Raw genomic sequence first — 12,413 nt, forward strand, 5'->3', positions numbered from 1 at the left:
GGAGTATTTAATGGCAATTGAAAGAACCTTATCAATTATTAAACCGGACGCTGTTGCAAAAAATGTGATTGGGCAGATTTATTCTCGTTTTGAATCAGGTGGCTTAAAAATTATTGCCGCGCGCATGGTACATTTGTCACAATCTGATGCAGAGCAATTTTACGCAGTGCATCGTGAGCGGCCGTTTTTTAACGATCTGGTTAGCTTTATGATATCCGGGCCTGTGATGGTACAAGTACTGGAAGGAGAGGATGCAATTAAGAAAAACCGCGATTTAATGGGTGCAACCGATCCCAAGAAAGCTGAAAAAGGAACTATTCGTGCTGATTTTGCTGATAGCATTGATGCCAATGCAGTGCATGGCTCAGATGCATTAGAAACGGCAATGGCCGAAATTGCCTGTTTTTTCCCCACATTAAATGTTTATTCTCGTTAAAAGTAATGAGTATCTAAATCGTGTCGGTTAATTTGTTAAATTATGATAACAAAAGTCTAGTTGATTTTTGTACTGAAATTGGTGAAAAGCCTTTTCGTGCAAGGCAATTATTGCGGTGGATTCACCAGTTTGGCATAGCTGATTTTGATTTAATGAGCGATCTGGCAAAAAGTTTGCGCGAGAAGCTTGCCACGCAGGCGGTTATTGAGCTGCCAACGATTATGTCTGATTATGTGGCAGCCGATGGCACACGTAAATGGTTGTTATCAGTTGGTGCAGGAAATGGTATAGAGACTGTCTTTATTCCAGAAATTAGTCGTGGCACTCTATGTATTTCAAGTCAGGTTGGATGTGCATTGGCTTGCACTTTCTGTTCTACAGGAAAGCAAGGATTTAATCGCAATTTAACTGTTGCCGAGATTATCGGACAGTTATGGATCGCAAATAAGATGCTTGAAACTTGTGGTGATGATACAAAATTACAAACCAAAAGAGCGGTTACTAATGTTGTCATGATGGGCATGGGTGAGCCGCTGGCCAACTTTGAGAATGTTGTAACAGCCCTAGATTTAATGTTGGATGATCATGCCTATGGTCTTTCCCGGCGCCGTGTAACGGTTAGTACTTCCGGGCTAGTGCCTGCTATCGATCGATTACGTGAGCGTTGTCCGGTTGCTTTGGCTGTTTCATTACATGCTCCGAATGATACGTTGCGCGATCAACTGGTTCCAATCAACAAGAAATACCCGATTAAAGAGTTATTGGCCGCTTGTCAGCGTTATTTGTCGGCTGCGCCCAGAGATTTTATAACTTTTGAGTATGTCATGCTCGATGGTGTTAATGATAGTGTAGCGCATGCGTGCGAGCTTGTGAAATTGGTACAAGACATTCCCTGTAAGTTTAATTTAATTCCGTTCAATTCTTTTTCAGATTCTGGATATAAGCGTTCATCAACTGAAGCAATAAGAGTGTTTCGTGATGTGTTAGTGCACGCAGGGCTTATTACAACTGTCAGAAAAACACGGGGCGATGATATCGCGGCTGCTTGTGGTCAGCTTGCTGGTCAGGTGAAAGATAAAACGCATCGTTTGACTCGATTAAAAATCGAAACGATCCAGTGAAATTATATTCGCCCTTATTATTTCTATTTCTCATAGGGTTGGGTAGCTGTGTACAGCACAATGCAGAAACCGGGATGCCCATTCAGGATAAGGGAGATCGTGCATTACAAAGCGCAAAAATTCATACAGAGTTGGCGGCTGAATATTTTTACCGGGGGCAATTGGATGTGGCAATTGAGGAAGTTAATGAGGCATTGAAGGCACAATCGAATTATGCGCCTACATACAGTGTGTTAGGGCTTATAAATATGACCTTAAATGAAAACAGTAAAGCGCTAGAAAATTTTGAGCGAGCTATTCGAATGGCACCAAGAAACCCAGAAATTAATAATAATTATGGGTGGTTTTTATGTCAGCGTTTTCCGCAACGCATGGATGATGCCATTAATCATTTTATGGTAGCTGCTAGAGATCCCCTTCATTCAACACCCGAAATGTCTTACACTAATGCCGGGATCTGTGAAACTAAACGTCAAAAATACATTGAAGCGCAGTTACTTTTTCAAAATGCATTATCAATCCAGTCCAATTATTCACCTGCAATTATTGGACTGATCGATATTGATTTTGAACGCGGAAATTTGACAGAGGCAAGGTCTAAACTTTCTCAGTTTCTGCAAAATTATGCACCTACAGCCGAAAGTTTATTGCTGGGAATAAAGATTGAGCGAGCCTTGGATAATCAACTGGCAGTTGATAGTTATATCTATCAACTGCAAAAGCATTTTCCTGAATCCAAAGAAGCCGTGTCGATTCGAGAAGGAAAGATCAGATGACGAATGTTAATGATGAAATGAACAAGAATGTAAATCAACACGCTGAAGATATTGATTCCATTACATCTGATTCTAGTATAACAACCGAAAATCATTCACCTGGATACGATACTTCAAAGTCGCATCAGGGAGTACACGAAAATATGCAAAATTCGGAAACGAGGAGTATCGAATCAGTTATTGGAGAGCAATATAACAATCTCGATTCAATTGCTTCAAATTTAAACGTTCATCACCATGAACATATCGAGGTAAGTAATAACCATAATGAGATAGTAAGTAGTCTTGATCATATAAACCCCCAAAATGAATTAAATGATATTGATTCTATGGGCATTGTGCAAAGTGTTGGGCATTTGCTGCGCAGGGCAAGAGTTAGGAAGAATATGAGTATTGAGGATGTATCAAGGCAGTTGCGTCTTTCAATACAACAAATTGAAGCAATTGAAAACGAGGATTTTGAGAAGTTGCCTGGAAAAACATTTTTACGCGGGTTTATTCGTAATTATGCCAATCTTGTGCAACTAAACCCCATGCAATTATTACAATTACTTCCAGAGTCAACTCGAATAATATCGACCTATGAGCGGACTCCATTTAGAAATAAACAAATATCGTTTTCTTCAAGTCGTGAGAACTCTGGTAATAACTCACTTGTGATCGCCATTATTTTAGCTATTATGGTTTTAGGCACATATTTTATTTTTGAGAATAATGGATGGAATAAAGATTCTAATATCAGTTCGGTGGGTAGCGCCGCGCAGTTAGAATCTGGCACAACTTCCATGGAGATTCGATTGCCAATGTCAACAGTTGTAGATAATACCGTGAACTTGCCGATAATGTCATCAATGACCCCTACTAACACACTTAACGATCCGGGAAAGGCAGTAGCAGAACTAAATGCAAAAACTGAGCTTATTCCAGCTGAAGAAAATATTATTGCTCAATCTAATGAGTTGCAGAACGAAAAAACCAGCGATTCAGGTAATTTATATTTTAAATTTATAGCGGACTCATGGGTGAAGGTGGTAGATGCTAAGGGTGTTGCTTTGTTTGAGCAGCTTATGAAAGGTGGTAGCGAGCAAATTGTCGTAGGTAAAAGACCGCTATCGATTGTTATAGGCAATGCATCGGGTGTTAATCTCACCTATAATGATAAGGAAATTAATATTTCTTCTTATAAAAAGCAGGATGGGACCGCGCGCTTTATACTTGAGTAGGCGTACTTGCAATCTTTAGACCTTATACAATAATTATGTCTGAAAACAGTTTTTCGATAAATCGCCGATCTAGCGTAGGTGTTCGGGTTGGTTCTGTAATGTTGGGTGGTGGTGCGCCAGTCGTGGTGCAATCAATGACTAATACTGATACAGTTGATGAAGTTGCTACTGCGGAACAGGTTGCGCAATTAGCGCGTGCTGGGTCTGAGTTGGTTCGAATCACTGTCAATTCAATGGAGGCCGCAAAGGCGGTAGCGGCAATTCGTGCGCGTCTCGATGAAATGGGATGCCATGTTCCCTTGGTTGGAGATTTTCATTTCAATGGGCATAAATTGCTCACCAGTTATCCCGAATGCGCTAAAGCTTTAGCAAAATTTCGCATCAATCCGGGAAATGTTGGTTATGGTAAGAAACGTGATGAGCAATTTACTACCTTGATTGAAACAGCTTGTAAGTACGATAAGCCTGTGCGCATCGGCGTGAATTGGGGAAGTCTTGATCCCGAAATGCTGGCGCGCATTATGGATGAAAATGCCGCTTCAAGTAATCCGCAAGACGCAAAGTATGTAATGCGGGAAGCATTGATTATATCGGCATTGGAAAGCGCAGCAAAAGCAGAGGAAATCGGGCTTAACCGCAATAAGATTGTACTCTCTTGCAAAGTAAGTGGTGTACAAGATTTGATTAGAGTATACCGCGATTTGGCTGCACGTTGCGATTATGCGTTACATTTGGGATTAACAGAGGCAGGGATGGGTTCTAAAGGCATAGTAGCGTCTACAGCGGCATTGTCTGTCCTTTTACAGGAAGGAATTGGTGACACTATTCGCATTTCATTGACCCCGGAACCAGGGGGGACACGCTCACGTGAGGTGATTGTAGCTCAGGAAATTCTGCAAACCATGGGGCTACGCGCATTTGTTCCGCTAGTTGCTGCTTGTCCAGGGTGCGGACGTACAACCAGTACCTATTTTCAGGAATTAGCCGAAAGTATCCAGGCTTATGTGCGTGATGAGATGGTGGTTTGGCGCAAACAATACGATGGCGTCGAAAATATGACGCTAGCTGTGATGGGGTGTGTAGTAAATGGTCCGGGAGAAAGCAAGCACGCTAATATTGGAATTAGTCTGCCAGGTTCTGGTGAAACCCCAGTGGCACCTGTGTTTGTCGACGGACAAAAAACCGTAACGTTAAAAGGCGATAATATCGCCAATGAATTTCGTGCAATTGTTGATCAATATGTAAGTGAGAAGTACCCGAGAAAAGTAGTCTGATGGCTAGCAGTGTTAAAGCAATTCGTGGAATGAATGATATTCTCCCGGAAGAATCTTATCTCTGGGAATATTTTGAACAGATGGTGCGGCAGTGGCTTACTGCTTATGGGTATCGGAATATTCGTACCCCGATTGTCGAGCAAACCGATTTGTTTATTCGCTCTATTGGTGAAGTAACTGATATTGTTGAGAAAGAGATGTATACTTTCATCGATCATCTCAATAATGATAGCTTGACGCTGCGGCCTGAAGGCACTGCGTCATGCGTGCGAGCAGCTATTGAGAATAATCTTTTGTATGCTGGACCGCAAAGATTGTATTATGCGGGACCGATGTTCCGGCATGAACGCCCACAAAGAGGGCGTTATCGTCAATTTCATCAGGTCGGCGTGGAAGCATTGGGTTATGCTGGTCCAGATATCGATGCAGAATTAATAGTGATGTGTGTTCGATTATGGGAATTATTGGGAATCTCGGATCTGCGTCTGGAAATAAGTACGCTGGGAAACACTGAATCACGCGCATTACATCGTTCGCGACTACTCAAATACTTTGAGAGACACCGTGATAATTTGGATGAAGATTCATTACGACGTCTATATGTCAATCCCTTGCGCATACTCGATAGTAAAAATCCAGAAATGCAACAAATTATTGAGAATGCACCAAAGTTGATTGATGACTTGGATCCTGAATCATGTAGCCATTTTGAATCCTTGCAAAGAATATTACGTGAGCGAGGCATTAATTATAATATTAACTTGCGTTTGGTAAGGGGATTGGATTATTACAATCGCACTGTATTTGAATGGGTTACCGATAAATTAGGTGCACAAGGAACAGTTTGTGCTGGTGGGCGCTATGATGGCTTAGTAGAGCAGGTGGGAGGAAAATCCACTCCGGCTTGCGGTTTTGCTATGGGAGTAGAACGATTGTTGTCGTTGATGCAAGAATGTGGGAAAAAGATTCAACAGCCAGTTCCTGATATTTATATTGCTTATCAAGGTGATGAGCAGGTCATGGATTATGCTTGGAAGTGTGCGGAATTTCTTCGTGATGAGGGATTCGATGTTATTTTGCATTGCGGTGGCGGCAGCTTTAAATCTCAGATGAAAAAGGCTGATTCATCTGGTGCTGTTTATGCATTGATTATCGGGAATGATGAATTCAGGGCGCAACAAGTAACTATTAAGCCATTGCGTGATCTGATTGAACAAGTAAGTCTGAAATTAAGCGAGGTTGCTGAAATAATTAATAAAAAAGATTTGTATTAACAATAACGCAGAATTAACCAAGGAAATGCTATGGTAACTTATAATCATGAAGATCAGGAAAAGGTTGATGGGTTTAAAGGTTGGTGGGACAAGTATGGGACTGCGATTGTTATTTTCATGACAGTAATGTTAGCAACTGCCGGAGCTATAAAGGCTTGGGAGTATTACCAGAAAAAGCAGGCACAGCAGGCGGGGGATTTATACGTTTTGTTGAAGCAGGTCCAAGCAGGCAATGATTCAGAAAAAATTAATGATACGGCTCAGTTGCTTATGCAAGGTTATTCCTCCAGTGGCTATGCGCCACGCGCTGCATTGATTGCAGCACAAGCCGATGCTCATGCAGGGAATAATAAGCGGGCGATACAAAACTTACAATGGATTCTTGATCATGCAAAAGAAACCGAGATGCGTGATTTGGCTCGATTGAGAATCTCGGGGATTTTACTCGATGAAGGAAAATACGATGAAGCATTAAGGTTTTTAGATGATGGATATAGTGAAGCTTTTTCTGGGTTATATTTGGACCGTAAGGGAGATATCCAGGTAGCTACACAGAGAATTTCTGAAGCGCGTTTAAGCTATCAGGAAGCTATAAATGCGCTTGATAAGAGTAATAATTACTATAACATTGTACAAATGAAATTGGATGGACTGGGCAATTCTGAATAAGAATTTAACAATTGTTGAATCGAATTTTACTAGGTGCAGGCGATTTTTTTCGTTCTGGATAGTATTTTTCTTACTACTGTCAGGTTGTAGTAATACGATGAATCCATTTGATATGCGTATTGTTGAAGCAATGAGTACGCAACTATCAGATATGTTTGTCACAGATGAAGTCATTGTTTATGAAAAGGAAGAACTCGATGCTTTAAAATCCGTTGATCCAATTCCATTGAAATGGAAGAATAAAGTCAGTGAAAATGAAATTGCTTCATTCTATGTTGTCTATGAAAATGATGCAGTATATTCAGCTGATGAAGCTGGAAAACTTACAAAATATGAAGCAGCAACGGGTAAGCAATTATGGCAAGTCAAAACTAAGCATAGGTTTTCCGCTGGCGTAGGTGTTGGAGAAGGACTTATTCTGATCGGGACTTTTAAAGGTGAAGTACTTGCTTATAATGAATCTGGTCATATGCTATGGCAAGCATCAGTCACCAGTGAAATCTTAAGTCCACCTCAGGTGCAAAATAATATAGTGGTTGTGCGAACCGTTGACGGCAGAATATTTGGATTAGATGCTATTGATGGAAAACGAAAATGGATTCATCAAGGAGCAACTCCTCCATTGACGGTGCGAAGCACTGCAGGAATAACACTTGCGCATGGTGCTGTATTCGCGGGTTTCCCTGGAGGGAAAATGGTGGCAATGAGCTTGTTTAATGGCAATATTGGATGGGAAGTTGCCGTTTCCCACCCACGGGGCGTTACGGAGCTCGAACGCATGACAGATATTACCAGTGTACCTGTGGTTAACGATAGGTTGGTTTGCGCGGTTGCGTATCAAGGACGTGTGGCATGCTTTGCCATCAATGATGGCACTCAAATATGGACTCGTGAGTCTTCCAGTAGTGCAGGCTTGGTAATGGATAGTGATTATGTTTATGTAACTGAAGATAAAGGTATTGTTTCTGCGTATGATTTGCTCAGTGGAGCCAGTGTATGGAAGCAGAGTAGACTTGGTAGTAAGAAATTAACGAAGCCTATTATCAAGGGGCAGTATATAGTTGTTGGAGATGATCAAGGAAATGTTAGTTTGCTACGAAACTATGATGGAGTTTTAATTGCCCGCTCAGCTACCGATGGTAGCATGATTCAGAATCCTGCTTCTTCATTGCCTGATGGTTTTGTAGTTCAAACGGCAAAGGGTGGAGTATACGCTTATAGTACACAATTTTAATAACTCTTCTAAATTCGTCTAGAATCTTCAAGATACAGCGTATCTTTATTAATGTCACTGCCCTGAAGAAAGCTGTAAATATTCATGAAACCTACACTTGTTTTGGTTGGTCGCCCTAATGTGGGCAAATCTACTTTGTTTAACCGGTTGACTCGTACCCGTGATGCTATCGTTGCTGATATCCCAGGCTTGACGCGAGATCGGCATTATGGTGCCGGTAGAGTAGGAGATAAACCTTATTTGGTCGTGGATACCGGCGGTTTTGAGCCTGTAATTAAAGAGGGTGTTTTGTATGCCATGGCAAAGCAGACGATTCAAGCGATTGATGAAGCAGATAAAGTATTGTTTATTGTCGATGGTCGCCAGGGGTTGACTGCGCATGACAAAATTATTGCTGAGCAACTACGCAAATCTGGACAGAAAATTCTACTGGTTGTAAATAAAACAGAAGGCATGACGACTACTGTTGTCACAGCAGAATTTTTTGAGCTAGGTCTGGGTGATCCCTGTGCGGTATCAGCGATGCATGGTGATAACATCCATGAGTTGGCAGACTTAGCATTGGCGGATTTTCCAGAGGTTGTAGAAGAATCTGCAAGCAAGCATCCTAAAATTGCCATTGTTGGTCGTCCCAATGTTGGAAAATCCACACTTATTAATACTCTGCTGGGAGAAGAGCGAGTCATTGCCTTTGATCAACCTGGCACAACGCGAGATAGTATCTACGTTGATTTTACGCATAAAGACAAACAGTATACGTTGATCGATACAGCAGGATTGCGACGTCGTGGTCAAGTGCATGAAACTATAGAAAAATTCTCAGCTATCAAAACACTGCAGGCTATTGAAGATGCCAATGTAGTTGTATTGATACTAGATGCTAGAAATGAGATCTCTGATCAAGATGCTCATATTGCTGGGTTCATACTGGAAACGGGGCGTGCGCTAGTCATCGCCATCAATAAATGGGATGGCTTGGATGAATACCAGCGCGCTACTATCAAGAGTGACTTGAGTCGCAAATTAGCTTTTCTGAGTTTTGCACAATTGCATTATATCTCTGCGCTGCATGGTACCGGGATGAAAAAATTGTTGCCGTCTATAGATATAGCATATGCGGCAGCTATGGCTGATTTGCCGACTCCGAAGTTGACGCGGGTTTTGATTGCTGCAGTCGAAAAACATCCCCCACCACGTGGTGGTATGTCACGTCCCAAAATGCGTTATGCGCATCAAGGCGGATCCAATCCACCTTTGATTATTGTACACGGTAGCATGCTGAATCATGTGCCGGAAACCTATCGTCGATATTTGGAAAATACATTTCGTGAAACTTTTAAGCTATGGAGTACTCCATTACGGGTTGATTTTAAAATTGGCCATAATCCATATGCTGATAAAAAACCTGCTCCACCAACTGAAGCAGAAGCGAGACGTGCACATAGCCGCAGACGGCGGAATCGGAAAAAATATGGATAAATGTAAGATGTGTGTTCAATAGTTCATGGTGGAATCAAAGTGATTATTCAGTGAAAATACAGATTAGGATAAGACAATTAAACTATGAGAAATGAGCATTGATTAGTTCTCGTTTTGGATTATGGGAAGTTTTGATTAAGTGAATCTCACTACTCCCATAGTATCAAAGCGCCAAAAAAGTATAGATAGAGTGTCTTACTACTTGAAAAAAAGTACTCGAATTAAAGACAACAGCAATTGACGTGGGAGTGTGTAGTGTTTGTATCGCGAGATGAAGGGAACTATATGAACTTGCGATTCTCCGTGGTCTTGCCAGGGGGAACATTATAGTTTTTTTGTTTTTGAAGTCAGCGTAGCGCGCCGTTTTTGATTTTCTGCGCCGTAATACCCCGCGGTCTTGCCGCGGGAATAGGTGCAGGGCGCGCGAAGCAAATTTATTGTTCTAGTGTGGTGGCAAGTGGATTTTTTTTTGGCTTCGATAAGTAAGATAACAAGTATTTACGAGTCTTGTTTGGTTTACGGAATATGTGTAGTCATTAGCTTTGCCAAGAAAAGGCCGAACTAGAGAATTGATCGCATTACACATTATATGTAGCAAGATGTCGCTATTATAGCCTTATCGAAACAGACGAATAAAAAGTATTTTTGCCTATCGCAAATAAGTTTAAGGGAAAAACTAGTGGTCTCGACACACAATGACGAGACACTAGTTAGACCGTGAATGACAAAACCTGACATAGAGTTCGCTGGATTGATGGAACGTATTCAGAGATTTTATCAGGGACAGGGGAGATTGGATTATAGCCACAAATCTTGATTTCTTATTTCTTATCAAATCATTCAGTAGGCATTTATGTCAGTTTTATCATGTGGGTTTTGTCACATTCCAATTATGTAGATTTTGTTAGAATGTAATGCAACTCAATAGATCAATTAAGAATTAGCTGACAGTTTGGAATTTGTGAACTAGATTAGCGTGACGATTAATTTTTATATTAAGGAATCCATCAATAAAAGGAGAGCATTTCTTACCTGTGACAATTTTCACAAATGACATTAAAATATTTAAAGTTATATCAGGAAAATCCGTATTTATTCTTTAATTAGATAATAAAATACTAAATTAGTATGCAATGAGAAAGAAATTTTTAATGATTACTTTTAATATTGAGCCATAGTATTTTAATTATTAATTACACATCAATAAAATAAAAATTCTAAGCAGAGAAAACCTTATTAAAGGTTGCATCATTTTAAACAAATACACTTTAACGATTGTAGGGTTTATCTAAAATTTTTTATATAATATGTATCTATTCAATGAGTTAAATAATATTCTCTTGCAGTAAAATGAAGAGATAAATGTTAAAATAAATACGTAGCAAACCTGTTTAAAGGTAAAGATAATGGCCAACAAAGCAGAGCAAGCACTAGTAAGAATTTCGCATAAACATAAAAATGTTATCAATGTGCTAGTAATCGTTGACAAATATGTTTCTGGTAAGACTTTGAGGAATATAGCTGAAGAATGGGAATATAATATCATTGGTATTTGTACTTCGAGCCAAGAAGCTTTAGTAAGAATAAATAAAGATAAGCCAGATCTTATTTTAACGGATATGGAATTAAAGAATTGTGATGGAATAGATTTGGCACAAAATCTACAATCGGATAATGTGAATCTTTGCATATATTTTACGGCCTATGCTAGTGACTCACTTGTGCAACATGTAACAATGATTGCTACTGCGATGGGCTGTAGTATCAATAAGTATGATACAGAGAAGAGATCTGCTGATTTTGAGTCTTGTTTTTGTCAGCATTTTGGAATTAATGATACTAATAGTACGGTTAATCAGTTTGCAGTGCAGTCGATTAAAGTTCTGCTGGTCGATGACCAACAAATAGTACTCTGGGGATTGGAGAAATTAATAAATAGTAAACAGCCAAGAATGGTGGTTATTGGCACAGCATCAAATATTTCCGATGCTAAGCGACTTGTGATTGAGAAGAGACCTGATATTCTTATATTAAATACATATCTGAATGATATTGATTGTGTAAATTACATTCCAGATTTTTCTAATAATGGGAATACACGAGTGGTGATTTTTACCGATACACATGATAAAGAGGTAATTGATCGTGCGGTACTAAGTGGTGCTCGTGGTATTGTTCATAGAAAAGAATCGACGCAAACGATGCTTAGAGCTATAGAAAAAATTCATGATGGTGAATTATGGCTTGACCGAATAACAACAGGTCGAATTTTGCTTCATAATTCACGCATAAGAAGTAAATTTTCTCCTGATACTAATACTAACAAGATTACGATGCTGACTCGTAAGGAGTGTACAATTCTTAGAGCATTCTCAGATGGGACTGGTGGAGAGCAAAACAAGCAAATTGCTGCGAAATTATGCATGAGTGAACATACTTTGCGTAATCACTTAACTTCTATTTTTAGCAAATTGGGAATTAAAAATAGATTCAGTTTATTTGCTTATGCTAAGCAACATTTTCAACATATAGAATCAACCGTAGGTAGGTCGTTGAATGAGTATTAGGGAAGCGCTGATTAATACATCCCCCCAGGGGCTAAGCGAACGGTTTTAGGATATTAGGTTAGAATTTGCCATATTCTGGCTTGAATTGCGCTATTTCTTGCATTATTTGTAGTAGTCGCAACCTGATCTGACAGTTACCCGATTTGATGATGTGCCTGTTAGATCAAATTCAGTTATTCAAAGCGTTGATTTTATCGTTCCATACCTCCCTTCCGTCAATTAAAGTTTGCATTGGGGTGCGACCACAGCACATCTTGCCTTGATGAGTTATCGCACTGTTGTAATACACCATCCAGTCATCCAGATTGTCAATCGGCATTGAAAACTTTCCAGGTATCGGCGTCGAAAAGTTTCCACACG

General features: G+C 40.0%; 10 protein-coding genes and 1 pseudogene. 10 read left to right on the forward strand and 1 reads right to left on the reverse strand.

Features of this window, described 5'->3' with window-relative positions; all coding sequences use genetic code 11:
- The first annotated feature begins 10 nt into the window (after positions 1-10).
- The 10 genes from ndk (at position 11) to CPG39_RS00110 (ending at position 12,053) form a co-directional block, all read left to right on the forward strand.
- Positions 11-436: a nucleoside-diphosphate kinase gene (gene ndk, locus CPG39_RS00065; protein WP_013647193.1), complete on the forward strand. Its 426-nt coding sequence runs from the start codon at positions 11-13 to the stop codon at positions 434-436.
- Between the two features lie 20 nt (positions 437-456).
- Positions 457-1,557, forward strand: coding sequence for a 23S rRNA (adenine(2503)-C(2))-methyltransferase RlmN (gene rlmN, locus CPG39_RS00070; protein ID WP_096291479.1), 1,101 nt, complete (start codon positions 457-459; stop codon positions 1,555-1,557).
- A 74-nt stretch (positions 1,558-1,631) separates the two neighbouring features.
- Positions 1,632-2,333 carry a type IV pilus biogenesis/stability protein PilW gene (gene pilW / locus CPG39_RS00075; protein WP_231990329.1) on the forward strand — a complete coding sequence of 234 codons (702 nt, stop codon included), beginning with the start codon at positions 1,632-1,634 and terminating at the stop codon, positions 2,331-2,333.
- Positions 2,330-3,556 (forward strand): RodZ domain-containing protein, encoded by a 1,227-nt coding sequence (locus CPG39_RS00080; RefSeq protein ID WP_096291480.1) that lies wholly within the window; start codon positions 2,330-2,332, stop codon positions 3,554-3,556. Before pilW ends, CPG39_RS00080 begins: the two co-directional genes overlap by 4 nt.
- Positions 3,557-3,591: 35 nt before the next feature.
- Positions 3,592-4,830 (forward strand): flavodoxin-dependent (E)-4-hydroxy-3-methylbut-2-enyl-diphosphate synthase, encoded by a 1,239-nt coding sequence (gene ispG, locus CPG39_RS00085; protein WP_096291481.1) that lies wholly within the window; start codon positions 3,592-3,594, stop codon positions 4,828-4,830.
- Positions 4,830-6,104, forward strand: a complete 1,275-nt coding sequence (gene hisS / locus CPG39_RS00090) for a histidine--tRNA ligase (protein ID WP_096291482.1) — start codon at positions 4,830-4,832, stop codon at positions 6,102-6,104. Before ispG ends, hisS begins: the two co-directional genes overlap by 1 nt.
- Before the next feature lie 30 nt (positions 6,105-6,134).
- Entirely contained in the window at positions 6,135-6,773 is a 639-nt protein-coding gene (locus CPG39_RS00095) for a YfgM family protein (RefSeq protein WP_096291483.1), read from the forward strand.
- A gap of 97 nt (positions 6,774-6,870) precedes the next feature.
- The gene (bamB, locus tag CPG39_RS00100; RefSeq protein ID WP_231990330.1) at positions 6,871-8,007 is read left to right on the forward strand and encodes an outer membrane protein assembly factor BamB; all 1,137 of its coding nucleotides are present in this window, start codon (positions 6,871-6,873) and stop codon (positions 8,005-8,007) included.
- Between the two features lie 84 nt (positions 8,008-8,091).
- Complete coding sequence (gene der, locus CPG39_RS00105; RefSeq protein WP_013647201.1) at positions 8,092-9,486, forward strand: ribosome biogenesis GTPase Der; 1,395 nt, start codon at positions 8,092-8,094, stop codon at positions 9,484-9,486.
- A 1,406-nt stretch (positions 9,487-10,892) separates the two neighbouring features.
- Positions 10,893-12,053, forward strand: a complete 1,161-nt coding sequence (locus CPG39_RS00110; RefSeq protein ID WP_096291485.1) for a DNA-binding response regulator — start codon at positions 10,893-10,895, stop codon at positions 12,051-12,053.
- 169 nt (positions 12,054-12,222) lie between these two features.
- Here the strand turns inward: CPG39_RS00110 and CPG39_RS14300 are convergent.
- Positions 12,223-12,360: pseudogene (locus CPG39_RS14300) on the reverse strand (IS481 family transposase); the annotation flags it as partial.
- Positions 12,361-12,413: the final 53 nt, after the last annotated feature.

The sequence above is a fragment of the Nitrosomonas ureae genome, from assembly GCF_900206265.1.
In the GTDB taxonomy this organism is placed as follows: Bacteria; Pseudomonadota; Gammaproteobacteria; order Burkholderiales; family Nitrosomonadaceae; genus Nitrosomonas; species Nitrosomonas ureae_C.